The organism is Pseudomonas sp. MT3 (genome assembly GCF_054720805.1).
The window spans coordinates 203,257-228,724 of sequence record NZ_JBTVPY010000001.1; the positions used below are offsets into that span (position 1 = coordinate 203,257).

The following is a 25,468-nucleotide window of genomic DNA, read 5'->3' on the forward strand; positions in this document are numbered from 1 at the left end:
ATCCTGGGTTGGCTGTTGCTGGCAGTGGTGACGCTGTGGGCGATTCTGCGAGTTCCCATGCGACGGGCTCGATTGCAGAAACCCAAGGCAAAACCGGCCACCACAACGCGGCAGAACCCGATTCCTCATTGATCTCGATGATCGTGCAAATTGCCCGGCGATTCACTGTTGTTCCTGCAAGCTGCACGACGCATTTTTCAATCAGCCCCTTCAGGCCCATGATCTGAAAGGCTTTTCTCGACCATCACCCTTGGTACGCCACCTGCAACGATCTCCTGCAAAGAGTACGGATGGATTCCATCACTCATTGCCGAGGACGCTGCCATGAAGATCGAACGACTTCCCGCCACACGCTATCTCTGTCGTCAGTTTCCGGAGTTCGAGGTGGCGTTCAGCTCACGGCCGGATGGCAACCTCATCATGACACTCAACGATTCTGCAGGCGGGCAAGTGGCCTGCCGTGTCGTTCAGATCGATGAGCAGCACGATGCGCAATTGCTGGACAGCCTGGTCAGCCGTATTCGCCGGGATCTTGCGACCGAAGAAGGCCCGCTGCAGGCGGCCGATGCAGATCACTTCAAGGATCCGGTCCAACTGCAGAACTTCCGCGAGTCATCCGAGCCGCTACGCAAGCGTTACATCGTGAACGCCGGGGAAAAACTGCGAGCCTTGGCGCACCTCAGCGCATGAGCCAAGTGACCGCGCGCATCGAGCGGTGGTCGACAGGAGCGAACGGAGAGTTCAAAGAAGAGAGGGAAATGGTGCCCGGAGCCGGGATCGAACCGGCACGCCCTTACGGACGAGGGATTTTAAGTCCCTTGCGTCTACCGATTTCGCCATCCGGGCGGTAGCGCTGTTCAGCGGTGAGAGGCTCTGACGAGCCGGAAGCGGGCCGGACTGTACGCTGGCTCCTTCGATAATTGCAACCTGCGGATCTTATCGCAGGCGCAATTGTCTGCTAAAGAAAAAGCCCTGTAAATCGTGGATTTACAGGGCTTTTCTATTGGAGGCTGAGGTCGGAATCGAACCGGCGTTCACGGATTTGCAATCCGGTGCATAACCACTCTGCTACTCAGCCGCAAAACAAACGGCTCGCATCGCGAACCGTCAAAATCTGGAGCGGGAAACGAGACTCGAACTCGCGACCCCGACCTTGGCAAGGTCGTGCTCTACCAACTGAGCTATTCCCGCGTCGTGTTGACGGGCGCCATTCTATCGTTTCGAAAAGCCCTGTCAACTCCTTGATTCAAAAAAACTTATTTCTCTTTCGGGGTGGTGTTGAGATGGGGCCACGCCGCGAGCAGATAGTGCAGCATCGACCACAGGGTCAGTACGGCGGCAATGATCAGCAGTACATAACCCACAATCACCCAGAAGGTCATCAGTGGCGGATTGGCCAGCAAGATGACCAGCGCCACCATCTGGGCTGCCGTCTTCCATTTGCCGAGATTGGAAACAGCGACATGCGCCCTCGCCCCCAGTTCGGCCATCCACTCACGCAGCGCCGACACCACGATTTCGCGACCGATAATGATCGCCGCCGGCAGTGTCAGCCACAGGTTCGCATGCTCCTCCACCAGCAGCACCAGCGCGGTGGCTACCATCAGCTTGTCCGCCACCGGATCGAGGAAGGCACCAAACGGCGTGCTCTGCCCGAGCTTGCGCGCCAGGTAGCCATCCAGCCAATCGGTGGCAGCCGCCAGGGCGAACACGGCACTGGCGGCCAGATGGCTGGCAGGGAACGGGAAGTAGAACAGCAGGATGAAGATCGGGATAAGTAGAACGCGGAGCAGTGTGAGCAGGTTCGGGATATTCATCGGGTCAGGAAGTCTTCGAGTTGAGCCGGCATTCTACTCGCTGTGAAGAACCGCATAAATCTGCTCAGCCAGCTTTTTACTAATACCGGGTGCCTTGGCAATCTCATCAATACTGGCACGCGACAGTTCCTGCAACCCACCAAAGTGTTTGAGCAGGTCGCGACGACGCTTGGGACCCACACCCGGCACGTCCTCGAGCGTGGAGGTACGGCGCGCTTTTCCTCGTCGAGCACGATGGCCCGTGATTGCGAAGCGGTGCGCTTCATCACGGATCTGCTGGATAAGATGTAGCGCCGGGGAATCCGCCGGCAGCGTGAACTCATGTTCGGCGTCGTTCAGGTAGAGCGTTTCCAACCCCGGCTTGCGTGTCACACCCTTGGCCACACCGAGGAGCGTCAGGCCGGCCACTGCCAGTTCCTGGAGCACCTCCTGCGCCATCGCCAACTGCCCCTTGCCGCCGTCGACCAGAAGGATGTCAGGCATCTTGCCCTCGCCCTCCTTCAGGCGGCTGAAACGCCGCGTCAATGCCTGATGCATGGCGGCATAGTCATCGCCAGCCGTTACACCTTCGATATTGAAGCGACGGTAGTCCGACTTCAACGCCCCCTCCGGGCCGAACACCACGCAGGAAGCAACGGTGGCCTCGCCACTGGAGTGACTGATATCGAAGCACTCCAGTCGCTGCGGCGGCTCCGCAAGGTCCAGCGCATCGCCCAGCGCCTCGAAGCGCGCAGCCATGTGCTGACGATTGGCAAGACGCGCCGCCAAGGCCTGCTCGGCGTTGGTCACGGCCAGTTGCTGCCAGCGCGCGCGGGTACTGCGCACGCGATGGCTGATTTCCAGCGACTTTCCACGAGACGTCTCGATAGCCGACACCAGCACCGGAAAATCCTCGTGCAGGGCGTTGACGATAAGTTCGGTCGGCAGATCGCGCTCGCGATGGCTGAGGTAGTACTGTCCGAGGAAGGCCAGCAGCACGTCGCCCACCTCCTCCTCGATCGCCACCTGCGGGAAGAAATTCTTGCTGCCCAGCACCCGGCCGCCTCGCACGCTGATCAGGTGCACACAGGCGCCACCCGGCGTGACGATAGCGGCAATCACATCGACATCGCCGCTGCCACCCTCCATGCTCTGCTGGTCCTGCACACGCCGCAGAATGGCCACCTGGTCACGTAGCTCAGCGGCTTTCTCGAAGTCCAGGCGCATGGCCGCCTGCTCCATGCTGGTGGACAGTTCATCCGCCAGCACGTTGCTGCGTCCTTCGAGGAACATGATCGAGTGGCGCACGTCTTCGGCGTATTCCTCTTCGCTGACCAACCCGACACAGGGCGCCTTGCAGCGCTTGATCTGGTATTGCAGGCAGGGGCGCGTGCGATTGCGGAAGTAGCTGTCCTCACACTGCCGAACGAAGAAAGCCTTCTGCAGCAGCGCCAGGCTCTCACGGATGGCCCCTGCGCTGGGGTACGGACCGAAGTAGCGCCCCTTCTGCTTCTTCGCGCCGCGATGGATCGTCAGCCGGGGAAACGCGTCCTCGCTGGAGAGAAAGACATAGGGATAGGACTTATCGTCCCGCAGCAGGATGTTGTATGGCGGCCGCCACTCCTTGATCAGCGTCTGCTCCAGCAGCAGCGCCTCGGTCTCGTTGGCCGTGATGGTGGTTTCGACCTGAGCGATCCGCGCCACCAGTGCAGCGGTCTTCGGTGCCAGGCCAGACTTGCGGAAATAACTGGAAAGCCGCTTCTTGAGATCCTTCGCCTTGCCGACATAAAGCAGCTTGGCGTCCGCATCGAACATGCGATAGACGCCCGGCCGCCCGCTGCAGGTGGCCAGGAACGCCGCCGAATCGAATACTGCGGCCATCGTCAGTTGTTGGTATCGACCATGCCGTGCCGAACGGCCAGCAGCGCCAGTTCCACGTCGCTGGTGATCGAGAGCTTCTCGAAGATACGGTAACGGTAGGTGTTGACGGTTTTGGGCGACAGGCAGAGCTTGTCCGAGATGCTTTGTACCTTGTGGCAATTAGCAATCATCAGGGCAATCTGGATTTCCCGCTCGGACAGCGTGTCGAAGGGAGACGCGTTTTTCTCGGGTTCGAAGGATTTCAGCGCCAGGTTCTGGGCGATCTGCGGGCTGATGTAGCGTTGGCCGGCAAATACCTGGCGAATGGCCTGGACCATTTCCTCGAGCGCCGCACCCTTGGTGAGGTATCCGGCAGCGCCGGCCTGCATCAGCCGTGTCGGGAACGGATCTTCCTCGCACACGGTCACCACCACCACGCGCACATCGGGCTGGCTGCGCAGCAACTTGCGAGTCGCCTCCAGCCCACCGATACCGGGCATCTTCACATCCATCAGCACGACATCGGGCTTGAGCTCTCGAGCCAGTTGCAGCCCACGCTCGCCAGAGTCAGCCTGACCGACGACCTGCAGGCCGTCGATATCGGCCAGCATGCGGGTAATTCCGGTGCGCACCAGATCGTGGTCATCGACCACCAGCACCTTGATCACACAGCACCCCTTTGCACAGAAATGGAATTGTGAAGATCCAGCGAAAGCTTCTTGAAACTCGCGAACCTTAACAGAAAGCCCCCTCTCGACCTAGCTTGGTGCAGGCTCGTCAAAATGCAAGCGCCAGAGAACTGCATCCAACGCGCCGACAAATGCTGACAGACATGCGCCAGAACGTCTATGACGGGCTCTTCGCGAAAGAAGGCACAGCCATGCAGATATATCCCAACGTAGAGTCTGAACCTTCCTGGGCAAAATACTCGCCCCGCCCGCTCAGCCCCGAGAGGACGAACAGTACGGATAGCAGCATTGGCAGAATGCCAGGTCACCTCCTCAGACAACGAGCAACCGCAACATCCGAATCAGCCAGAGCAGTGCCAGCAGCGCCGGATAGTAGAGCAGCATCCCTGCGAGGCAAATCAAGGCCAGAGAGAGGCGAGGCCAGGTGACCGCATAGGAGTCCTGAATCCGGAAATCGGTCGCGAGGTACAACGGGAAAATAACGGGAAACACCACCAGCCCCAGCGACCAGTATGTCCCGGATGCCGACGTGATGTAGTGAGTGACAACCCAGCTACTGGCATACCAGAAGCAGATCCACGCCGCAGCAAATATCAACGCCCTGAAAAACAAGGGGCAGCCTCCTCATCCATGCGATGAGACTGAGCAGTATGGCAGCGAATAAGGACCTGACCCCACTCATAGCCGCAAGCTCATGAGGCCCGTGTTACACCCAAAATAAAAAGAGCCCGTCGAAACGGGCTCTTTGGGGTTGCGTGGCGATCAGTCGTCGCTACCCATGATGCCGAATATCTGCAACAAGCTGAGGAACAGGTTGTAGATCGACACATACAGGCTGATGGTAGCCATGATGTAGTTGCGCTCGCCACCGTGGATGATTGCGCTGGTCTGGAACAGAATCATCGCCGAGGAGAACAGCACGAAACCGGCGCTGATCGCCAGTTGCAGGCCGCTGATCTGGAAGAACAGCGAGACCAGTACGGCACCCATCAGTACAAAGAAGCCCGCGGTGATGAAGCCGGACAGGAAGCTCATGTCCTTGCGAGTGGTCAGTACATAGGCGGACAGACCGAAGAACACCAGTGCCGTCATGAAGAAGGCCGACGAAATCACACTCGCGCCATTGGCCATGCCCAGGTACAGATTGAGGATCGGGCCGAGGGTGTAGCCCATGAATCCGGTGAGGGCGAAGGTGCTGAGCAGGCCCCAGGCGCTGTTGCGCAGCTTCACGGTGAGGAAGAACAGGCCGTAGAAGCCCAGCAGCACCACGAAGATGCTCGGATACGGCAGACGCATCTGCTGCGAGGCGAAAGCCACCAGTCCACTGAAGGCCAGCGTCAGCGCGAGCAGGCCGTAGGTATTGCGCAGGACGCCGCTGACCTCTTTCTGCTCCACGGCTGTGGAGTCGAGATATTGCCGTTCTTGCATGTCGAGACACTCCTGTTTAAGCGGGATACGGGTCCATAACCGTAGTGCCACTCATCATAACAGAGGCAAATGGACCTCGAATCACCAGAGTTTGACAGTGTGTTGCGATCCGGTACTATGGCGCCCCGCTCATGCGGAAGTGTGGCCGAGTGGTTTAAGGCAACGGTCTTGAAAACCGTCGACGGGAAACTGTCCCAGAGTTCGAATCTCTGCGCTTCCGCCATTATTCAAGGCCCTGATTTTCAGGGCCTTTTTCATTCCTGGGCAACGCTATTCGGCCTTCTCCAGAAGGCTGATTTCTTGATGAATCCCAGAATAAAACGGCACGGGTCCCACAACTTTTAGCCAGATCCTCTCCCCCCCTCGCCCGCCCTGGGCACCCTACTATCCTCCTCACCGGTCTGCCCCGGAACTGGTGGACAGGTAGTTAAGAGCTACTGCTCGCATTTCGTCGCTCGAACTCCATCGGGCTGAGATAGCCCAGCGTCGAGTGACGGTGACGGTGACGGTGACGGTGACGGTGACGGTGATTGTAAAAGGCTATGTCTGAGTTAACTGTTGCGGAAAATCCTTCAGAAGAACGCAGCGCCTGTGGCAGCGGGATTGCCGGCGATGCTTTTGCGTTGCCGGCTTTCGCGAGCAAGCTCGCTCCTACAAAGGGCTGCAGCCCGACACAACACATAACTAAGACATAGCCTTTGCGTTTCTGCTGCGCGGCAAAAAACGACGCAGTGCCGTATCATCCTGCGAAATCCGCCGCCAAGGCCTGCTCCATGAAGTTCGTCATCGCCCTCTTCTCCCCGCCGCATTCACCGGCAGCCCGACGCGCCCTGCGCTTCGCCGAGGCTGCGCTGGCCGGCGGGCATGAAATCACCCGGCTGTTCTTCTACCAGGACGGCGTGTACAGCGCTTCGGCCAATGCTGTCGCCGGCCAGGACGAACTGGACGTAGCCGCTGCCTGGTCCCGTTTCGTCGCCGACAATCAACTGGATGGCGTAGTTTGCATCGCCGCCGCCCTGCGCCGTGGCGTGCTGAACAACGAGGAAGCCAACCGTTATTCCCGCCCCGCCGCCAACCTGCAGGCGCCCTGGGACCTTTCCGGTCTCGGCCAGTTGCATGAAGCGGCGCAACTGGCGGACCGCCTGGTCTGCTTCGGAGGCGACTGATGGCCAAGTCCCTGCTGATCATCAGCCGCCAGGCTCCCTGGGCCGGCCCCGCCGCCCGCGAAGCACTGGACATCGCCCTGGCCGGCGGCGCCTTCGATCTGCCAATCTCGATGCTGTTCCTCGACGACGGCGTCTTCCAGCTCGCCCCCGGCCAACGCCCTAGCAATCTTGAACAGAAGGACCTGCAGGCCAACCTGCAAGCCCTGCCGCTGTTCGGCGTGGAAGCCCTCTATGTCAGCCAGCTCAGCCTCGGTGAGCGCGGCCTGGACGCCGCCAGCCTGACACTCCCCGCGCAAGCGCTGGACGCCGCCGCCCTGCGCGATCTGCTGCAAACCCACGACCAGGTGATCACGATCTGATGGCTACTCTCCACCTGCTCTCGCACTCCCCCTTCAATGACGGCCGGCTCGCCAGTTGCCTGCACCTGCTCGGCCCGGACGACGGCCTGCTGCTGAGCGGCGAGGCCGTCTACGCCCTGCGCGACGGCACCGCGCCCTGCCAGGTGCTGGAGCTGATGCCCGCAACCAACGGACTCTTCGCCCTGCTGGAAGACCTGCAGGCGCGCGGCATGGATGATGTTCCCGCCCGCGTCATCGCGGTCGACTATCCCGGTTTCGTCGAACTCTGCACCCGCTTCGACAAGGTGAACGCCTGGCTATGAGCACCCTATTGGTCAACGGACAATCCCTGCCGCTGGACAAGGACGGCTACCTGGCGCAGCTGGACGACTGGAGCGACGCCGCCGCCGAGGCCCTGGCGCACAACGAAGGCATCCACCTGACACCCGAGCATTGGGAAATCCTCCTACTGCTGCGTGAGTTCTACGGCGAGTTCCAGCTCTCCCCGGCCAATCGGCCACTGATCAAGTACGTCGCCCAGCGCCTGGGCACGGAAAAAGGCAGCAGCCTGCACCTCAACCTCCTGTTCAAGGGCACCCCGGCCAAGCTTGCCGCCAAGCTCGCCGGCCTGCCGAAGCCGACCAACTGCCTATGACCGCCTCCCCGCTCGTCCTGCAGACACCTGAAGAACATCCGTTCGCCCAGTTCGTTCGCATCCTCGGCAAGGGCAAGCGCGGCGCGCGCAGCCTGACCCGCGAGGAAGCCCGCGAAGCGCTGGGCATGATCCTCGACGACAAGGTCGAGGAAGCCCAGCTGGGCGCCTTCCTGATGCTGCTGCGGCATAAGGAGGAAAGCGCCGAGGAACTGGCCGGCTTCACCGAAGCCGTACGCAGTCGCCTGCAGACACCGAAGATCGCCGTGGACCTGGACTGGCCTAGCTACGCCGGCAAGAAGCGCCACCTGCCCTGGTTCCTGCTGGCCGCCAAATGCCTCGGCGGCAGCGGCACTCGCATCCTGTTGCACGGTGGCGGCGCCCATACCGCCGGCCGGCTCTACACCGAGCAATTGCTGGAACAGCTCGGCCTGCCGCTGTGCCGCGACTGGAGCTCGGTCAGCGAAGCGCTGGACGCCAAGGGCATCGCCTTCGCTCCACTGGTCGACTGGATGCCGCGCCTGCAGCACATGATCGACCTGCGCAACACCCTCGGCCTGCGCTCGCCAATGCATTCGGCCGTGCGCCTGCTCAACCCGCTGGGTGCGACTTGCGTGCTGCAGAGCATCTTCCACCCCGGCTATCAGGAGGTGCACCGCGAGGGCAGCCGCCTGCTCGGCGACTACACCATCGTCATCAAGGGCGAAGGCGGCGAGATCGAGATGAATCCCGACGCCACTTCGCATCTGTACGGCTGCCGCGAGGGCGAGGCCTGGGACGAGGAGTGGCCGGCCCTTTCGCCGCTTCGCCACGTCAAGCCCGAAACCCTCGCCCCTGCCCATCTGGTCGCCTTCTGGCGCAATGAAGTAGAGGACGCCTACGGCGAACTGGCGGTACGCGCAACGATGGCACTCGCCCTGCGCACGATGGGACTCTCGCGAGATGAAGCCTTCGCGGAAGCTGATAAACGCTGGGCCGCGCGCGATAGATCGATTTAATCGATACCTGGAATCCTGTTTTTGCGCCAATCAATCGACTCTTAGCCGATAGACTGATCCCATCTCCCCCGCTTTCAGGAGCACGCAGATGGGACAGTTGATCGATGGCCGCTGGCATGACCAGTGGTATGACACCAGCAAGGACGGTCGTTTCCAGCGCGAAAACGCGCAGCGCCGCAACTGGATCACCGCCGATGGCCAGCCCGGCCCCAGCGGCGAAGGCGGCTTCCGCGCCGAGGCCGGCCGCTATCATCTCTACGTGTCCCTGGCCTGCCCCTGGGCGCACCGCACGCTGATCTACCGTCAACTCAAGGGCCTCGAGTCGCTGATCGACGTATCGGTGGTCAGTTGGCTGATGCTGGAAAATGGCTGGACGTTCGACAAGACCCTCGGCTCCACCGGCGACAAGCTGGACGGCCTGGACTTCCTGCATCAGCGCTACACCAGGGACGATGCGCACTACACCGGCCGCGTCACCGTGCCGGTACTGTGGGACAAGCACGAGCAGCGCATCGTCAGCAACGAATCGGCGGAGATCATCCGCATGTTCAACTCAGCGTTCGACGGGATCACCGGCAACCGCCTGGATCTCTACCCCGAGCCGCTGCGCACGCAGATCGACGAATTGAACGAGCGCATCTACCCGGCGGTGAACAACGGCGTGTACCGCGCCGGCTTCGCCACGACGCAGGACGCCTACGAAGAGGCCTTCAAGACGCTGTTCAGCGAACTGGACTGGCTGGACGAGCGCCTTGGCAAGCAGCGTTACCTGACCGGCGAGTACCTGACCGAAGCCGACGTGCGCCTGTTCACCACGCTGATCCGCTTCGATGCGGTCTACCACGGCCACTTCAAGTGCAACCTGCGGCGCCTGGCGGACTACCCGAACCTGTCCGGCTGGCTGCACGAGCTGTATCAGTTGGAGGGCGTTGCCGGAACCGTGGACTTCCAGCACATCAAGAACCACTACTACGCCAGCCACCGCACCATCAACCCCACCGGCGTCGTACCGCTGGGGCCGCAGCAGGACTTCACCGGGCCGCACGGGCGGGAGCATCTGCCGGGCAAGGGCATCGCGCGCAAACGCTGATCACTGCGTGTGGGATGAACGCAATCGTAGGAGCGGAGTCCATCCGCGATGCTCGTGTCGAAATCGCGGGCAAATCCGCTCCTGCAAAAGCCAGCTAGGGCGGCGCCAGGCATCAGATCGGCTTGTCGATGCCGTCGTAGACCTTCTGCAGCGCGTCGAGGCGCTCCTGGTAGCGTTGTTTCAGGCAGGCCTTGTTCGTACCACAGGCGCGACGCTGCTCCAGCCACGCGAGTTGCGAATCGCCCAGATTGCCGCGCATGCCCATCGCGAACAGCCCTCTGAGCAGGCGATAGGTCGTGGCCATCTGCACATCCAGCTCGGACAGCTGGCGGTCGGCGCAGATGGCCTTCTCATCAGCCTGTTTCGCCTTGCGGCAGTCGAAGCTGGCGGCGGAGGCCGGCAACACGACGAAACCCAGGGCGCAAGCGACGCCCAGTGCCACCCCATGCACCGTCCTCATTGCTGCCCTTCGAACCAGGCGAGCTTGTCGCGCAGTTGCACCACTTCCCCGACTATCACCAGGGTCGGCGCATGCACTTCGTGCTCGGCCACCAGCTGCGGCAGGTTCGCCAGGGTGCCAGTGAACACGCGCTGGTGCACCGTGGTGCCCTGCTGGATGAGCGCCGCCGGCGTATCGGCGGAACGACCGTGACGCACCAATTGCTCGCAGATGACCGGCAAGCCGACCAGGCCCATGTAGAACACCAGGGTCTGCCCGGGGGCGACCAGATCGTTCCACGGCAGGTCGGTGCTGCCGTCTTTCAGATGGCCCGTCACGAAGCGCACGGACTGCGCGTAGTCACGATGAGTCAGCGGAATACCGGCGTAGGCCGCGCAACCGCTGGCCGCCGTAATACCCGGCACGACCTGGAACGGGATGCCATTGGCCGCCAGTTCGTCGATCTCCTCGCCACCACGGCCGAAGATGAACGGATCGCCGCCCTTCAGGCGCAGCACGCGCTTGCCCTGCTGGGCCAGCTCGACCAGCTTGCGATTGATCTCGTCCTGCGGCACGGCGTGGTCCGCGCGGCGCTTGCCGACGTAGAGTCGGTCGGCATCGCGACGGCACAGCTCGAGAATAGCCGACGCAACCAGTCGGTCGTAGAGCACCACGTCGGCCTGCTGCATCAAGCGCAGGGCGCGGAAGGTCAGCAGATCGGGATCGCCCGGACCGGCGCCGACCAGATAGACCTCACCGCGAGACTCGGCCTGCGGTGCTTCCAGCTTGTCCGCTAGCAGGCATTCGGCTTCGCTCGGCTGGCCGGCGAGCATGCGCTCGGCGACCGGGCCCTGGAACACCTCTTCCCAGAACTTGCGGCGCTGCTGCAGGTCCGGCAGGCGTTGTTTCACGCGCTCGCGGAAGCGGCTGGCGAGGCCGGCCAACTGGCCATAGGTCGCGGGAATCCAGGTTTCCAGCTTGGCGCGCAGCAGGCGAGCCAGCACCGGCGCATCGCCGCCACTGGAAACCGCCACCACCAGTGGCGATCGGTCGACAATGGCCGGGAAGATCACACTGCACAGGGCCGGCGCATCGACGACATTGACCGGAACGCCACGCTCGTTGGCGTCGCGGGAAACCTGGGCATTGAGCGGCTCGTCGTCGGTGGCGGCGATGACCAGAACGCAATCCTGAAGATCACCCTGAGCGTAGGGGCGCAGGAGCAATTCGCCCGCGCCCTCCTCGATCAGCTCACGCAGCTCCGAATGCACTTCCGGAGCCACGACTCGCAGCACTGCGCCGGCGTCGCTCAGCAGACGCGCCTTGCGCAGTGCGACATCACCGCCGCCGACCAGTAGCGCGCGACGTCCGCGCAGGATGTGGAACAGCGGCAGGAAGTCCATCTCAGCCGATGACCTCGATGCCCGCCATGTACGGCTTGAGCGCCTCCGGTACGCGGATCGAACCGTCGGCCTGCTGGTAGTTCTCCAGCACGGCGACCAGCGTGCGGCCCACGGCCAGACCCGAGCCGTTGAGGGTGTGCACCAGCTCCGGCTTGCCGGTTTCCGGGTTGCGGTAGCGCGCCTGCATGCGGCGGGCCTGGAAGTCGCCGCAGTTGGAGCAGGAGGAAATCTCGCGGTACTTGTCCTGGCTCGGCACCCAGACTTCGAGGTCGTAGGTCTTGGCGGCGCCGAAGCCCATGTCGCCGGTGCACAGTGCCAAGGCACGGTATGGCAGCTCCAGGGCCTGGAGGACCTTCTCGGCGTTGCCGACCAGGCTCTCCAGCGCCTCCCAGGACTTGGACGGCTCGACGATCTGCACCATCTCGACCTTGTCGAACTGGTGCTGGCGGATCATGCCGCGGGTGTCGCGGCCCGATGCACCGGCTTCGCTGCGGAAGCAGGGCGTGTGGGCGACGAACTTCAGCGGCAGCTCCTTCGCGTCGAGGATCTGCCCGGCAACGATGTTGGTCAGCGAGACTTCGGCGGTGGGGATCAGGTACAGGTCGGCTTCGTCTTCGCGCTGGATCTTGAACAGGTCTTCCTCGAACTTCGGCAGCTGGCCGGTGCCCTGCAGCGCCGGAGCCTGCACCAGGTAGGGGGTGTAGGCCTCCTCGTAGCCATGCTCGCGGGTGTGCAGGTCGATCATGAACTGCGCCAGGGCGCGGTGCAGGCGGGCGATCGGGCCGCGCATCAGGGCGAAGCGGGCGCCGGACAGGCGGGCGGCGGTCTCGAAGTCCAGCCAGCCGTGCTGCTCGCCCAGGGCGACGTGGTCCTTGATGTCGAAATCGAAGGTGCGCGGGGTGCCCCAGCGACGGACTTCGACGTTCTCTTCCTCGTCGGCGCCCACCGGCACGGATTCGTGCGGCAGGTTCGGGATGTTCAGCAGCAGGCTGTCCAGCTCGGCCTGGATGGCGTCCAGTTCGCGCTTGCCGGATTCCAGCTCCTCGGCCATGCGATTGACCTCGGCCTTCAGCGGCGCGACGTCTTCGCCATTCTTCATGGCCAGGCCGATGGCCTTGGAACGCGAGTTGCGCTCGGCCTGCAGGGTCTCGGTGCGGGTCTGCACGGACTTGCGCTGGCTCTCCAGCGCTTCGATGCGCGCCACGTCCAGGGTGAAGCCACGGGTGGCCAGGCGTTCGGCCACTTCCTGCGGCTGGGTACGAACCAGTTTGGAATCGAGCATGCTGTCTTCTCGTGTCTAGTGTCAGGCGGCGCTCGCGGGCGCCACTTCAGGATTTTCTGCGCTTGCGCGGACTGCTCTGGTCGAGATTCGCCAGGTGGCGCAACTTCTCGCCGATCTTCAGCTCCAGCCCGCGCGGCACGGGTTGGTAATACTGGCGCGGCTCCATGGACTCGGGGAAGTAGTCTTCTCCGGCCGCATAGGCATCCGGCTCATCATGGGCGTAACGATACTCGTCGCCATAGCCCAGGTTCTTCATCAATTTGGTCGGTGCGTTGCGCAAGTGCAGCGGCACTTCCAGCGAGCCACTCTCCGCCACGTCCCGGCGCGCCGTGTTATAGGCGTTGTAGACGGCATTGCTCTTCGGCGCACAGGCCAGGTAGACGATAGCCTGCGCAATGGCCAGTTCGCCTTCCGGACTGCCCAGGCGCTCCTGCACATCCCAGGCGTGAAGGCACAGGGTCAGGGCACGCGGATCGGCGTTACCGATGTCTTCGCTGGCCATGCGCACCACGCGACGGGCGATGTACAGCGGATCGCAGCCGCCATCGAGCATGCGCGAATACCAGTACAGCGCGCCATCAGGGCTGGAGCCGCGCACCGACTTGTGCAGCGCGCTGATCTGGTCGTAGAAGGCCTCGCCACCCTTGTCGAAGCGCCGGCGCGAGTCGCCCAGCAGGTTCTGCAGCAGCTCGGCGCTGATCTCGCCATTGTCCTCGGCGAGGTCGGAGGCGTTCTCCAGCAGGTTGAGCAGGCGCCGGCCATCGCCGTCGGCGGCGGCCATGAGGATGGCGAAGCTGTCGTCGGGCAGGCTCAGGTTGCGCTTGCCCAGGCCCTTCTCTTCGGTCAGCGCACGCTCGACCAACCGGCGCAGGGCCGCTTCGTCCAGGCTTTTCAGCACATAGACGCGGGCGCGGGAGAGCAGCGCGTTGTTCAGCTCGAAGGACGGGTTCTCGGTGGTCGCTCCGATGAAGATCAGGGTGCCGTCTTCCACATAGGGCAGGAAGGCATCCTGCTGACTCTTGTTGAAGCGGTGCACTTCGTCGACGAAGAGGATGGTGCGGCGGCCGTACTGCGCAGCGTGCTGCTTGGCCACTTCCACCGACTGGCGGATTTCCTTCACCCCGGACAGGACCGCCGAGATGGTCTCGAAGTGCGCATCGGTGACCTGGGCCAGCAACTTCGCCAGGGTGGTCTTGCCCACCCCGGGCGGGCCCCAGAAGATCATCGAGTGCAGCGCGCCCTGCTCCAGCGCCTCACGCAGCGGCTTGCCGCGGGCGAGCAGGTGCTCCTGGCCGACGTACTCGTCCAGGCTGGTCGCGCGCAGGCGCGCGGCCAGGGGCTGGGAAACGGGGGCGGAGCTGAACAGATCCACGAATCTTACCTATCGATCAATCCGGCGCGAAGCCGGTCACTCCTGGATGACGTCGACGCCCTTGGGCACGTCGAAGACGAACTGCTTGGCGTCCATCGCCTCGTTCATCTTCACGTCGAAGAACAGGATGTTGGTACGCTGACCGACGCTGTCGACCAGTTGCATGTCATTCACCACGCCGCTGCGGAAGGAAATCCGCAGGCTGTCGAACAGGGTGTCCTTGGCCTTGGGCTTGAGGATGAAGTCCACCACGTTACCACCGTCCTTCGCGGTGATGTCGAAGCTCTGGCCGATCTTCGAGACATCGCCGGAGAGCAACAGCGCCGGGGTCTGGGTCAGGCGCAGGTCGAGCTTCTGGATAGTCACCTGCTCCAGGTCCGGGTCATAGAGCCAGATCTTCTCGCCATTGGAGATGAGCAGTTGCTCGTTCGGTGCATCGGTGTGCCAGCGGAACAGGCCCGGACGCTTGAGGCCCAGGGTACCGGCGGTTTCCTGCAGGCGGGTGCCGCTGCCGTCCAGGGTCAGCTGGGAGAAACGTGCGGTCAGGGTCTGGGCCTTGCTGAGCATCCCGCTCAGACGCTGGGCGGCGGCATCGTCGGCATGGGCCTGGACGCCAGCACAAGCCAGCGCAGCAACGAACAACAGGCGGATCAGACGCATCGAAATCCTCGAAGTCGAATCAATCACGGATCGGGGCCGGCGCGATGACTTCGCGCGAGCCATTGGTATTCATCGGGGTGACCACGCCGGCCATCTCCATCGCCTCGATCATCCGTGCGGCGCGGTTGTAGCCGATCTTCAGCTTGCGCTGCACGGCGGAAATGGACGCACGACGGCTTTCGGTGACGAAACGCACGGCCTCGTCGTAAAGCGGATCGTCCTCGCTGCCCTCGCCGCCTTCGCCACCACCACCCTCGAAGGAACCGCCGCCACCGCCTTCTTCGGCGCCGGCGAGGATGTCCTCGATGTAGTTCGGCGCGCCACGCAGCTTCCACGCTTCGACCACGCGATGCACTTCCTCATCGGAGACGAAAGCGCCGTGGACGCGGATCGGCAGGCCGGTGCCCGGCGGCAGGTAGAGCATGTCGCCGTGGCCCAGCAGTTGCTCGGCGCCACCCTGGTCGAGAATGGTGCGCGAGTCGATCTTGCTGGAGACCTGGAAGGCGATACGGGTCGGGATGTTCGCCTTGATCAGGCCGGTGATCACATCCACCGATGGACGCTGGGTCGCCAGGATCAGGTGGATGCCCGCCGCGCGCGCCTTCTGGGCGATACGGGCGATCAGTTCTTCCACCTTCTTGCCGACGATCATCATCATGTCGGCGAATTCGTCGACCACCACTACGATGGTCGGCAGGGTCTGCAACAACGGTGCCTCGTCTTCCATGCTCTCGCGGCGGTACAGCGGGTCGGTCAGCGGCGTGCCAGCCTCCTCCGCGTCCTTCACCTTGCGGTTGAAGCCAGCGAGGTTACGCACGCCCATCGCCGCCATCAGCTTGTAGCGGCGCTCCATCTCGGCGACGCTCCAGCGCAGGGCGTTGGCAGCCTCCTTCATGTCGGTGACCACCGGGCAGAGCAGGTGCGGGATGCCTTCGTAGATCGACAATTCCAGCATCTTCGGGTCGATCATGATCAGGCGCGCCTCGTCGGGCGTGGACTTGAACAGGATCGACAGCAGCATGGCGTTCACGCCCACCGACTTACCGGAACCGGTGGTACCGGCCACCAGCAAGTGCGGCATCTTCGCCAGATCGGTGATGATCGGGTTGCCGCCGATGTCGTGGCCCAGGGCCAGCGGCACGGTGGACTTGTGTTCGTCGTATTCCGGCGTCATCAGCACTTCGGAGAAGCGCACCATCTGCCGGTCTTCGTTGGGAATCTCGATGCCGACGGTGGTCTTGCCGGGGATAACTTCCACCACGCGCACGCTGATCACCGCCAGCGAACGCGCCAGGTCCTTGGCCAGGTTGGAGATGCGGCTGACCTTCACGCCTGCGGCCGGCTGGATTTCGAAACGGGTGATCACCGGGCCCGGATGGACCGATTCCACCACGACCTCGACACCGAACTCCTTGAGCTTGATCTCCAGCAGGCGCGACATGGCCTCCAGGGATTCCGGGGAGTAGCTTTGCTTCTTCTCGGCGGCCGGATCGAGGATCGACAGCGGCGGCAGCGTGCCTTCCACGGCGGTATCGACGAACAGCGGCGCCTGTTTCTCCTTCAGCACACGCTTGCTCGGCTCGGCGGACTTGACGGCAGGCGGTGGCACGTCGATCTTCGGCGCCACACGCTTCTCGCGCTCCTGCACGCTCTTGACCAGGGCTTCCTCGCGCTCGATCAGGCGCTCCTTGACCTTGGCCTGCTCGCGCCGGTCGGCAACGATGGGCGCGGCGACTTCGGCCACGCGCTCATCCACTTCGCGCAGCTGGGCGACCAGTTGCTTGTGCTCGCTGCGAGCGCTCCACCAGCGATTGGCGGCGTTGTGGATCAGTTCGAAGAGATCGAGGGTGATCTTGCCGGTCACGTCCATGACCTTGAACCAGGACAGGTCGGCAAAGACGGTCATGCCGAACAGGAACAAGGCCAGGAACAACAGGGTGCTGCCCTGCACGTTCAGCGCATTGACCCCCAGTTGCCCCAGGCTCTCGCCCAGGGCGCCGCCGGCGCTGGCCGGCATGTGGCTGCCACTGGCATGGAAATGGATGTAGGCCAGCGCGGAACCGGCCAGCACCAGGAATACCAGGCCGATCAGGCGCCAGGAGAACAGCCAGCCGCTCCATTCCCAGGACATGTGCCGCTTGCGGAAGACCTGATACGTCTTCACCGCCAGCAGCAGCGGGAACAGGTAGGCGAAATAGCCCAGCACCATGAACAGGATGTCGGCGCTCAGTGCGCCCAGGCGACCGGCGGCGTTCTGCACCTGTTCGACGTGGCTGGAATGGCTCCAGCCCGGATCGGACGGATCATAGGTGAGCAGCGCCATCCACAGGTAAAGGCAGAGCGCGCCCAGCGCGATCAACGCCCCTTCCTTCAGGCGATAGTGCAGTTGCTGACGCCAGGCGGCGGCATGGCTTGCTGTGGTGGTGTCCTTCAAAACGCGTCTATTCCTGCGCTCTACGCGCGTCCGAGAGTCGTTGAGCCTCAAAACAGGCCTATTGTACGGCTTTGGCCAGCCGATGCCAGCGAGCCCGGAAGCGTCCGACGGCGCTTTTGCCGGCTTTCCGAGGTTCGGTGTAGCATAGCCCATCACCGATTTTCGGCTGCTCAATTGGAGCATGCATTCTCTTACGTGACAAAGGCTTATGGAGTCTTTTTATGAGTGAAGTCAAGCATTCGCGCCTGATCATCCTGGGCTCCGGCCCCGCGGGCTATACCGCTGCCGTGTACGCCGCGCGCGCCAACCTCAAGCCTGTTGTCATCACCGGCATCCAGCCCGGCGGCCAGCTCACCACCACCACCGAAGTCGACAACTGGCCCGGCGATGTCGAGGGCCTGACCGGTCCCGCCCTGATGCAGCGCATGGAGCAGCACGCCCAGCGTTTCGATACCGAGATCGTTTACGACCACATCCACACCGCCGAGTTGCAGCAAAAGCCCTTCACCCTCAAGGGCGACAGCGGCACCTACACCTGCGACGCGCTGATCATTGCCACCGGCGCCTCCGCGCAGTACCTGGGCATGTCCTCCGAGCAGGCCTTCATGGGCAAGGGCGTTTCCGCCTGCGCCACCTGTGACGGCTTCTTCTACCGCAACCAGGTGGTCTGCGTGGTCGGCGGCGGCAACACCGCCGTGGAAGAAGCACTCTACCTGTCCAACATTGCCAAGGAAGTGCACCTGATCCACCGCCGCGACAAGCTGCGCTCGGAGAAGATCCTCCAGGACAAGCTGTTCGAGAAAGCCCAGAACGGCAACGTGCGCCTGCACTGGAACACCACCCTGGACGAAGTCCTGGGCGATGACATGGGCGTGATCGGCGTACGCCTGAAGAACACCGAAAGTGGCGCAACCCGCCAACTGGACCTGTCCGGCGTATTCATCGCCATCGGCCACAAGCCCAACACCGACCTGTTCACCGGCCAACTGGAAATGCATGACGGCTACCTGAAGATCAAGGGTGGCGCCGAAGGCAACGCCACCCAGACCAGCATCGAAGGCGTGTTCGCCGCAGGCGACGTGGCCGACCACGTCTACCGCCAGGCAATCACCTCCGCCGGCGCCGGCTGCATGGCCGCGCTGGACGCCGAAAAGTTCCTCGACGACAACTGATCGGTCAAAGGGGGAGGCCCGCCCTCCCCTCCTCCACCCATGCTCAATTGGCTTTCTCGCGACAACTTCGACTTCCCACCCCTGGACAAGGCCCTGCACGAGCCCAACGGCCTGCTCGCGGCCGGCGGCGATCTCGACCCGCGCCGACTGGTCCAGGCGTATCGCCACGGCTGCTTCCCCTGGTACCAGGACGGCCAGCCGATCCTCTGGTGGTCGCCCGATCCGCGCACCGTGCTGTTCCCCGACGAACTGCACGTTTCCCGCAGCCTGGCAAAGCTCATCCGCCAGCAGCGCTATCAGGTCACCATCGACCAGGCCTTCGAGCAGGTCATCCACGGCTGCGCCGGCCCGCGCGACTACGCCGACGACACCTGGATCACCACGCCAATGCAGCAGGCCTACTGCGAGCTGCATCGCATGGGCATCGCACATTCGGTGGAAGCCTGGGACGGCAACGCGTTGGTCGGCGGCCTTTACGGGCTGGCCATTGGCCGGCTGTTCTTCGGCGAATCCATGTTCAGCCGCGCGGACAATGCCTCCAAGGTAGCGTTCGTCGGCCTGGTGCAGCGCCTGAAGACTGCCGGCTTCGAACTGATCGACTGCCAGATGCCGACCCAGCACCTGCACAGCTTTGGTGCGCGAGCCATCTCCCGACGGGAATTTTCCGCCTATCTGCGCCGCCATCTCGACCAATCGCCATTACTGGACTGGACTTCCCAAGCGGACCAGCCCAGCCTGACATAAACTTGCCAGAGGGTCCTCGCAGGGGTTGAAGATGACCGAGCTCGCCCGCCTGAAGTTTTACGCCACACAGCCGCATCCATGCAGCTATCTGCCCGAGGAGCAGGCCACCACCCTGTTCCTCGACCCCAGTCAGCCTATGGACACGCAGCTGTATGCCTCGCTTTCGGAGGTCGGCTTCCGGCGCAGCGGTGAGCACCTGTACCGCCCCCACTGCCAGCACTGCACCGCCTGTATCCCGGCGCGCATCCCGGCCACCAGCTTCCAGCCCAGCCGCCAGCAGAAACGCATCCTCAAGCGCAACACCGACCTCGAGATCCTCCGCAAGCGGCCGACCTTCACCGAGGAGTACTACGCGCTGTACATGCGCTACATCGAGCAACGCCACGCTGACGGAGACATGTACCCGCCCAGCCGCGACCAGTTCGCCACCTTCCTGGTGCGCGACCTGCCGTTCAGCTGCTTCTTCGAGTTCCGCCTGCAGGGCCGCCTGCTGGCCGTGGCCGTCACCGACGTGCTGCCCAATGGACTCTCGGCGGTCTACACCTTCTACGACCCCGACGAAGAGCGCCGCAGCCTGGGCCGCTTCGCCATCCTTTGGCAGATCGCCGAGACCCACCGCCTTGGCCTGCATGCGGTCTATCTCGGCTACTGGATCAAGAACTGCCGGAAGATGAACTACAAGACCCAGTACCGGCCAATCGAGCTGTTCGTGAACCAGCGCTGGGTGGTGCTGAACTGATCCATTACGCGCCACTTGGCGTGATGAGGCAATTTCAGGCACAATGTGTGCCTTTTTTAATGACCTGAAACTTCAGGCAACCATAGATACCGAGGGTTCTACTGCATGTCGAAAGAAGACAGCTTCGAAATGGAAGGCACTGTCGTCGACACCCTGCCCAACACCATGTTCCGCGTGGAGTTGGAGAACGGGCACGTCGTTACCGCGCACATCTCCGGCAAGATGCGCAAGAACTACATCCGCATCCTGACCGGCGACAAGGTTCGCGTAGAACTGACGCCCTACGACCTGTCCAAGGGTCGTATCACCTACCGCGCCCGCTGACGGACGGTAGCGCCGGCAGTAGAAGCCGGCATATATAAAAACGCCCGGCATTGCCGGGCGTTTTCGTTTGAGCCTGATGCTCGTCAGGCCGGCTCCGCGGCGATCACCTCGAACTCGAAGGCCAGCTCGCCATCCTTCAGATCCACATGGGCCACCCCCCCATGCTCGGCCAGTTCGCCGAACAGGATCTCCTCAGCCAGCGGCCGCTTGATCTTGTCCTGGATCAGCCGCGCCATCGGGCGCGCGCCCATCTGCGGATCGTAGCCCTTGTCCGCCAACCAGCCACGCGCCGCATCGCTGACCTCGATCTGCACGTGCTTGTCCTCCAACTGCGCCTGCAGCTCGGTGAGGAACTTGTCGACAATGCTCTTGATGGTCTCGTGACTGAGACGACCGAACTGGATGATGGTATCCAGGCGGTTGCGGAACTCCGGCGTGAAGCTCTTCTTGATCACTTCCATCGCGTCGGTCGAGTGATCCTGCAGCGTGAAGCCGATGGAGGCCCGCGCCGCGGTTTCCGCGCCCGCGTTGGTGGTCATGATCAGGATGACATTGCGGAAGTCCGCCTTGCGCCCGTTGTTGTCGGTCAGGGTGCCGTGATCCATTACCTGCAGCAGCAGGTTGAAGACTTCCGGATGCGCCTTCTCGATCTCGTCCAGCAGCAGCACGCAATGTGGAGTCTTGGTGATCGCCTCGGTGAGCAGGCCGCCCTGGTCGAAGCCGACGTAGCCCGGAGGCGCGCCGATCAGACGAGACACGGTATGCCGCTCCATGTACTCGGACATGTCGAAGCGCACCAGCTCCACGCCCAGCGCCTTGGCCAACTGGCGAGCCACCTCGGTCTTGCCCACCCCTGTCGGGCCGGAGAACAGGAACGAGCCGACGGGCTTGTCCGGCGACTTGAGACCGGCGCGCGACAACTTGATAGCCGTGGACAGCGATTCGATGGCCGCCGCCTGACCGAACACGGTCAGCTTCAAGTCACGCTCGAGGTTGCGCAGCAGCTCTTTATCGGAGCTGGACACGTGCTTGGGCGGAATCCGCGCGATCTTCGCGACGATGTCCTCGACCTGCGGCACCTCGATGCGCTTCACACGCTTCTCTTCGGGCTGCAGGCGCTGGTAGGCACCCGCTTCGTCGATCACGTCGATGGCCTTGTCCGGCATGTGCCGGTCATTGATGTAGCGGGCGGCCAGCTCGGCGGCGGCGCGCAGCGCTTCATCGCTGTACTCGATATGGTGGTGCTGCTCGAAGCGTGGCTTCAGCCCCTTGAGGATACCGACGGTGTCCTCGATGGACGGCTCGGTGACGTCGACCTTCTGGAAGCGGCGAGCCAGCGCGCGATCCTTCTCGAAGATGCCACGGAACTCCTGGAAGGTAGTCGAGCCGATGCAGCGGATCTCTCCGGAAGACAGCAGCGGCTTGAGCAGGTTGGAGGCATCCATCACCCCGCCCGACGCCGCGCCGGCACCGATGATGGTGTGGATTTCGTCGATGAACAGCACCGCATGCGGCCGCTTGCGCAGCTCATTGAGCAGTGCCTTGAAGCGCTTTTCGAAGTCGCCACGGTACTTGGTACCCGCCAGCAATGCCCCCAGATCCAGGGAGTAGACGACGCTGTCGGACAGCAAATCCGGCACCTGGCCATCGACGATGCGCTTGGCCAGACCTTCGGCGATAGCGGTCTTGCCGACGCCCGCCTCGCCGACCAGCAGCGGGTTGTTCTTGCGACGGCGCGCGAGGATCTGCGCGACGCGCTCGACTTCCGACTCGCGGCCAACCAGCGGATCGATGCGCCCCTGGCGCGCCAGATCGTTCAGGTTGCTGGCATAGGCATCCAGCGGATGGCTGGAGGTGGATGACTCGCCGCCCTCTTCGTCCTGCATGTCCTGTTCGCTGTCCTGCTGCTCGGCATGGCCCGGCACCTTGGAGATACCGTGGGCGATGTAGTTGACCACGTCGATCCGTGCAACGCTTTGCTGCTTGAGCAGGAACACCGCCTGGCTTTCCTGTTCGCTGAAGATGGCCACCAGCACGTTGGCGCCGGTCACTTCGCGCTTGCCGGAGCTCTGAACGTGAAACACCGCGCGCTGCAATACGCGCTGGAAGCCCAGGGTCGGCTGGGTCTCGCGATCCTCATCATGCTGGGGGATCAGCGGCGTGGTGGAGTCGATGAACTCCTGCAGGTCTCGCCGCAGCTTGTCCAGATTGGCTCCACACGCTCTCAGGACCGTTGCGGCAGCTTCATTGTCCAGAAGCGCCAACAGCAAGTGCTCAACGGTCATGAACTCATGCCGTTTCGCCCGCGCCTCCTTGAAGGCGAGATTGAGGGTGACTTCGAGCTCTCGATTCAACATGACTTCACCTCGCTCCCAAACATCCGCATCAACCTTCTTTCTCTATTTCGCACAACAGTGGATGTTGGCTCTCCCTCGCATATTGATTGACCTGCATGGCTTTGGTTTCCGCGACATCACGGGTAAAGGTCCCGCAGTGCGCCTTGCCTTGAGTATGCACGGTCAACATGACCTTGGTTGCCTGCTCACGGTTCATGTTGAAGTACAGCTCGAGCACCTCGACCACGAAATCCATCGGGGTGTAATCATCGTTGAACATGATGACCCGATACATGGACGGTGCTTTCAGCGCAGGCTTGGATTCCTCGACCGCGAGCCCCGTCCCTTCGTCTTCCAATGGATCCGGGCGGTCCTGATTGAATGTTAGTCGAATCTGGCTACTTGCATGCATGCTGGAATAAAAGCTTTGCGAGTGGGTGAATGAGGGGGCCGACTGGAGTTTGAATCGCCTCTCAGGCCCAGACGATGCCGCCTTGACTAACGGCAAAAGGGTGTTACAACCAAAGGATACCCCCGGAGGGTATCAGGAGTTCCGGACGCCAGTCTCGTTAAAGGCTGAAGCGGAATAGTAGTGGATGATACTCCAGCGATGGAGTCCTTTGCAGAGGGATATCAGCATGCTCAGCGGTAAGGTCAAGTGGTTCAACAACGCCAAGGGCTATGGATTCATCCTGGCTGAAGGCCGAGATGAGGACCTGTTCGCTCATTACTCGGCGATCCAGATGGATGGCTACAAGACACTCAAGGCCGGCCAGCCCGTCAGCTTCGAGATCCTGCAAGGTCCGAAGGGGTTGCATGCGGTCAACATCCAACCCATCAACGCCAACGCATCCATTCCCTCCGCCCAGACTGCCCCGAGCAGCGAGATCCAGAACATCACGGCAGAGGCCTGATCCCCCCGGATCAGCAGAATGAAAAGGCCGGCATCAGCCGGCCTTTTTTATGAGCGTGTCACCCGGATTACATCTTGGCGATGATCGCGTCACCGAACTCCGAGCAGGACAGCAGCTTGGCGCCTTCCATCAGGCGCTCGAAATCATAGGTTACAGTTCTGGCCGCGATGGCGCCGTTCACACCCTTGATGATCAGGTCGGCCGCTTCCGGCCAGCCCATGTGGCGCAGCATCATCTCGGCAGAGAGGATCACCGAACCCGGATTCACCTTGTCGAGCCCCGCATACTTGGGTGCGGTGCCGTGGGTCGCCTCGAACATGGCCACCGAGTCGGACAGGTTGGCGCCCGGCGCAATGCCGATGCCGCCCACCTCCGCCGCCAGGGCGTCGGACAGGTAGTCGCCGTTCAGGTTGAGGGTGGCGATCACGTCGTACTCGGCCGGACGCAGCAGGATCTGCTGCAGCATGGCGTCGGCGATCACGTCCTTCACCACGATGCTCTTGCCGGTGTTGGGATTCTTGAACTGCATCCACGGGCCGCCGTCGAGCAGCTCGGCGCCGAACTCGTCACGGGCCAGCTCGTAGCCCCAGTCCTTGAAGGCACCTTCGGTGAACTTCATGATGTTGCCCTTGTGAACGATGGTCACGGAGCTGCGATCATTGTCCACGGCATACTGCAGGGCCTTGCGCACCAGGCGTTTGGTACCTTCCAGGGAAACCGGCTTGATGCCGATACCGCAGTTGTCGGTGAAGCGGATCTTCTTGACGCCCATTTCCTCGGTGAGGAACTTGATGATCTTCTGAGCCTCGGGCGTGCCGGCCTTCCACTCGACGCCGGCATAGATGTCTTCGGAGTTCTCGCGGAAGATCACCATGTCCACGTCACCAGGCTTCTTCACCGGGCTCGGCACACCTTCGAACCAACGCACCGGGCGCAGGCAGACATAGAGGTCGAGCTGCTGGCGCAGTGCTACGTTCAGCGAGCGGATACCGCCACCCACCGGAGTGGTCAGCGGCCCTTTGATGGACACGACGTAGTCGCGAACGGCATCCAGGGTTTCCTGGGGCAGCCAGGTGTCCTGATCATAGACCTGGGTGGCCTTCTCGCCCGCATAGACTTCCATCCACGCGATCTTGCGCTCGCCTTTGTAGGCTTTCTCGACGGCAGCGTCGACGACCTTGATCATGACCGGGCTGATGTCGGCGCCAATGCCATCACCCTCGATGAACGGGATGATCGGGTTCTTCGGTACATTCAAGGACATATCGGCGTTGACGGTGATTTTGTCACCGGCCGGCACCTGGATCTTTTGGTATCCCATGCTGAACTCCGCGTTGTGGTTAAACCCTCTTGCAGCCCATTAGGGTAGCCCACAAGAAGGCAATCGAACTACATCTTCCTTAGTCTAAAAACGGCGCACGCGTAAACCCTGCCATTAGGGTGGTATACTGGTCGGCATGACTTAATGGTCATCGAGGTCCGAGCAGTCTGGGACCAGACTCTCTCCCCTCGCAACGGCGGAGTCCACACCAGGAACCCGTCGTACAACGCTCTACTGGCGCCCCAATATCCCCGCGGCAATTCTCGAAGGTCGATCAACCACTTCGTTGAACGCAAGCGTGTACCAACGCG

General features: G+C 62.5%; 26 protein-coding genes and 4 tRNA genes. 13 read left to right on the forward strand and 17 right to left on the reverse strand.

Annotated features, from left to right (window positions below; genetic code table 11):
- Nucleotides 1-324: 324 nt before the first annotated feature.
- On the forward strand, nt 325-690 hold the full coding sequence (locus ACYCAX_RS00805) for a DUF3509 domain-containing protein (RefSeq protein ID WP_460247249.1): 366 nt from the start codon (nt 325-327) through the stop codon (nt 688-690).
- Nucleotides 691-759: 69 nt separating this feature from the next.
- Here the strand turns inward: ACYCAX_RS00805 and ACYCAX_RS00810 are convergent.
- The 8 genes from ACYCAX_RS00810 to ACYCAX_RS00845 form a co-directional block, all read right to left on the reverse strand.
- Nucleotides 760-846 (reverse strand) — tRNA-Leu (locus ACYCAX_RS00810).
- A 158-nt stretch (nt 847-1,004) separates the two neighbouring features.
- Nucleotides 1,005-1,078, reverse strand: a tRNA-Cys gene (locus ACYCAX_RS00815).
- 37 nt (nt 1,079-1,115) lie between these two features.
- Nucleotides 1,116-1,191: transfer RNA gene (locus tag ACYCAX_RS00820), tRNA-Gly, on the reverse strand.
- 65 nt (nt 1,192-1,256) lie between these two features.
- Entirely contained in the window at nt 1,257-1,817 is a 561-nt protein-coding gene (gene pgsA, locus ACYCAX_RS00825; RefSeq protein ID WP_015477441.1) for a CDP-diacylglycerol--glycerol-3-phosphate 3-phosphatidyltransferase, read from the reverse strand.
- A 33-nt stretch (nt 1,818-1,850) separates the two neighbouring features.
- Nucleotides 1,851-3,677: an excinuclease ABC subunit UvrC gene (gene uvrC / locus ACYCAX_RS00830; protein WP_294972553.1), complete on the reverse strand. Its 1,827-nt coding sequence runs from the start codon at nt 3,675-3,677 to the stop codon at nt 1,851-1,853.
- Between the two features lie 2 nt (nt 3,678-3,679).
- On the reverse strand, nt 3,680-4,324 hold the full coding sequence (gene gacA / locus ACYCAX_RS00835; RefSeq protein WP_015477443.1) for a response regulator transcription factor GacA: 645 nt from the start codon (nt 4,322-4,324) through the stop codon (nt 3,680-3,682).
- 333 nt (nt 4,325-4,657) lie between these two features.
- Nucleotides 4,658-4,957 carry a hypothetical protein gene (locus ACYCAX_RS00840; protein ID WP_015477444.1) on the reverse strand — a complete coding sequence of 100 codons (300 nt, stop codon included), beginning with the start codon at nt 4,955-4,957 and terminating at the stop codon, nt 4,658-4,660.
- 150 nt (nt 4,958-5,107) lie between these two features.
- Entirely contained in the window at nt 5,108-5,773 is a 666-nt protein-coding gene (locus ACYCAX_RS00845) for a Bax inhibitor-1/YccA family protein (protein ID WP_015477445.1), read from the reverse strand.
- 135 nt (nt 5,774-5,908) lie between these two features.
- Here ACYCAX_RS00845 and ACYCAX_RS00850 point away from each other — a divergent pair.
- The 7 genes from ACYCAX_RS00850 to ACYCAX_RS00880 all read left to right on the forward strand — a co-directional run bounded on the left by ACYCAX_RS00850 (nt 5,909) and on the right by ACYCAX_RS00880 (nt 10,017).
- Nucleotides 5,909-5,996, forward strand: a tRNA-Ser gene (locus ACYCAX_RS00850).
- A gap of 550 nt (nt 5,997-6,546) precedes the next feature.
- Nucleotides 6,547-6,939, forward strand: coding sequence for a sulfurtransferase complex subunit TusD (gene tusD / locus ACYCAX_RS00855; protein WP_015477446.1), 393 nt, complete (start codon nt 6,547-6,549; stop codon nt 6,937-6,939).
- Nucleotides 6,939-7,298: a sulfurtransferase complex subunit TusC gene (tusC, locus tag ACYCAX_RS00860; RefSeq protein WP_294972545.1), complete on the forward strand. Its 360-nt coding sequence runs from the start codon at nt 6,939-6,941 to the stop codon at nt 7,296-7,298. Before tusD ends, tusC begins: the two co-directional genes overlap by 1 nt.
- On the forward strand, nt 7,298-7,600 hold the full coding sequence (gene tusB / locus ACYCAX_RS00865; RefSeq protein WP_015477448.1) for a sulfurtransferase complex subunit TusB: 303 nt from the start codon (nt 7,298-7,300) through the stop codon (nt 7,598-7,600). The genes tusC and tusB overlap by 1 nt, the downstream gene beginning before the upstream one ends.
- A complete protein-coding gene (locus ACYCAX_RS00870; protein ID WP_015477449.1) occupies nt 7,597-7,932 on the forward strand; it encodes a TusE/DsrC/DsvC family sulfur relay protein in 336 nt (111 codons plus the stop codon). The genes tusB and ACYCAX_RS00870 overlap by 4 nt, the downstream gene beginning before the upstream one ends.
- Entirely contained in the window at nt 7,929-8,927 is a 999-nt protein-coding gene (locus ACYCAX_RS00875; RefSeq protein ID WP_294972539.1) for a glycosyl transferase family protein, read from the forward strand. Before ACYCAX_RS00870 ends, ACYCAX_RS00875 begins: the two co-directional genes overlap by 4 nt.
- Before the next feature lie 88 nt (nt 8,928-9,015).
- Complete coding sequence (locus ACYCAX_RS00880) at nt 9,016-10,017, forward strand: glutathione S-transferase family protein (RefSeq protein ID WP_294972536.1); 1,002 nt, start codon at nt 9,016-9,018, stop codon at nt 10,015-10,017.
- A gap of 112 nt (nt 10,018-10,129) precedes the next feature.
- Here ACYCAX_RS00880 and ACYCAX_RS00885 read toward each other — a convergent pair whose 3' ends face one another.
- From ACYCAX_RS00885 to ftsK, 6 genes are read right to left on the reverse strand one after another with little or no spacing between them, the layout of a single operon-like run.
- Entirely contained in the window at nt 10,130-10,477 is a 348-nt protein-coding gene (locus ACYCAX_RS00885; RefSeq protein ID WP_294972532.1) for a lysozyme inhibitor LprI family protein, read from the reverse strand.
- Nucleotides 10,474-11,859: a siroheme synthase CysG gene (gene cysG / locus ACYCAX_RS00890; protein WP_294972529.1), complete on the reverse strand. Its 1,386-nt coding sequence runs from the start codon at nt 11,857-11,859 to the stop codon at nt 10,474-10,476. The genes ACYCAX_RS00885 and cysG overlap by 4 nt, the downstream gene beginning before the upstream one ends.
- Before the next feature lies 1 nt (nt 11,860).
- Nucleotides 11,861-13,141 carry a serine--tRNA ligase gene (gene serS / locus ACYCAX_RS00895; RefSeq protein WP_015477454.1) on the reverse strand — a complete coding sequence of 427 codons (1,281 nt, stop codon included), beginning with the start codon at nt 13,139-13,141 and terminating at the stop codon, nt 11,861-11,863.
- 46 nt (nt 13,142-13,187) lie between these two features.
- Nucleotides 13,188-14,513, reverse strand: a complete 1,326-nt coding sequence (locus ACYCAX_RS00900) for a replication-associated recombination protein A (RefSeq protein ID WP_294972524.1) — start codon at nt 14,511-14,513, stop codon at nt 13,188-13,190.
- A 36-nt stretch (nt 14,514-14,549) separates the two neighbouring features.
- Nucleotides 14,550-15,173 (reverse strand): outer membrane lipoprotein chaperone LolA, encoded by a 624-nt coding sequence (gene lolA / locus ACYCAX_RS00905; protein WP_294972520.1) that lies wholly within the window; start codon nt 15,171-15,173, stop codon nt 14,550-14,552.
- 19 nt (nt 15,174-15,192) lie between these two features.
- Nucleotides 15,193-17,658, reverse strand: coding sequence for a DNA translocase FtsK (ftsK, locus tag ACYCAX_RS00910; RefSeq protein ID WP_442961245.1), 2,466 nt, complete (start codon nt 17,656-17,658; stop codon nt 15,193-15,195).
- Between the two features lie 170 nt (nt 17,659-17,828).
- On the opposite strand from ftsK, the gene trxB reads away from it, so the two are divergent.
- The 4 genes from trxB (at nt 17,829) to infA (ending at nt 20,586) form a co-directional block, all read left to right on the forward strand.
- A complete protein-coding gene (trxB, locus tag ACYCAX_RS00915) occupies nt 17,829-18,779 on the forward strand; it encodes a thioredoxin-disulfide reductase (RefSeq protein ID WP_015477458.1) in 951 nt (316 codons plus the stop codon).
- A 39-nt stretch (nt 18,780-18,818) separates the two neighbouring features.
- Nucleotides 18,819-19,523 carry a leucyl/phenylalanyl-tRNA--protein transferase gene (gene aat, locus ACYCAX_RS00920; protein ID WP_015477459.1) on the forward strand — a complete coding sequence of 235 codons (705 nt, stop codon included), beginning with the start codon at nt 18,819-18,821 and terminating at the stop codon, nt 19,521-19,523.
- A gap of 31 nt (nt 19,524-19,554) precedes the next feature.
- Nucleotides 19,555-20,262 (forward strand): arginyltransferase, encoded by a 708-nt coding sequence (locus ACYCAX_RS00925; RefSeq protein WP_015477460.1) that lies wholly within the window; start codon nt 19,555-19,557, stop codon nt 20,260-20,262.
- Between the two features lie 105 nt (nt 20,263-20,367).
- Nucleotides 20,368-20,586: a translation initiation factor IF-1 gene (gene infA / locus ACYCAX_RS00930; protein ID WP_002553999.1), complete on the forward strand. Its 219-nt coding sequence runs from the start codon at nt 20,368-20,370 to the stop codon at nt 20,584-20,586.
- Between the two features lie 83 nt (nt 20,587-20,669).
- Here infA and clpA read toward each other — a convergent pair whose 3' ends face one another.
- The gene (gene clpA / locus ACYCAX_RS00935; protein ID WP_015477461.1) at nt 20,670-22,943 is read right to left on the reverse strand and encodes an ATP-dependent Clp protease ATP-binding subunit ClpA; all 2,274 of its coding nucleotides are present in this window, start codon (nt 22,941-22,943) and stop codon (nt 20,670-20,672) included.
- A 28-nt stretch (nt 22,944-22,971) separates the two neighbouring features.
- Nucleotides 22,972-23,334, reverse strand: coding sequence for an ATP-dependent Clp protease adapter ClpS (clpS, locus tag ACYCAX_RS00940; protein ID WP_041711993.1), 363 nt, complete (start codon nt 23,332-23,334; stop codon nt 22,972-22,974).
- Nucleotides 23,335-23,560: 226 nt separating this feature from the next.
- Between clpS and cspD the strand changes: the two genes are divergently transcribed.
- A complete protein-coding gene (cspD, locus tag ACYCAX_RS00945) occupies nt 23,561-23,836 on the forward strand; it encodes a cold shock domain-containing protein CspD (RefSeq protein WP_015477463.1) in 276 nt (91 codons plus the stop codon).
- Between the two features lie 67 nt (nt 23,837-23,903).
- Here cspD and icd read toward each other — a convergent pair whose 3' ends face one another.
- The gene (icd, locus tag ACYCAX_RS00950; protein WP_460247250.1) at nt 23,904-25,157 is read right to left on the reverse strand and encodes an NADP-dependent isocitrate dehydrogenase; all 1,254 of its coding nucleotides are present in this window, start codon (nt 25,155-25,157) and stop codon (nt 23,904-23,906) included.
- Nucleotides 25,158-25,468 lie beyond the last annotated feature (311 nt).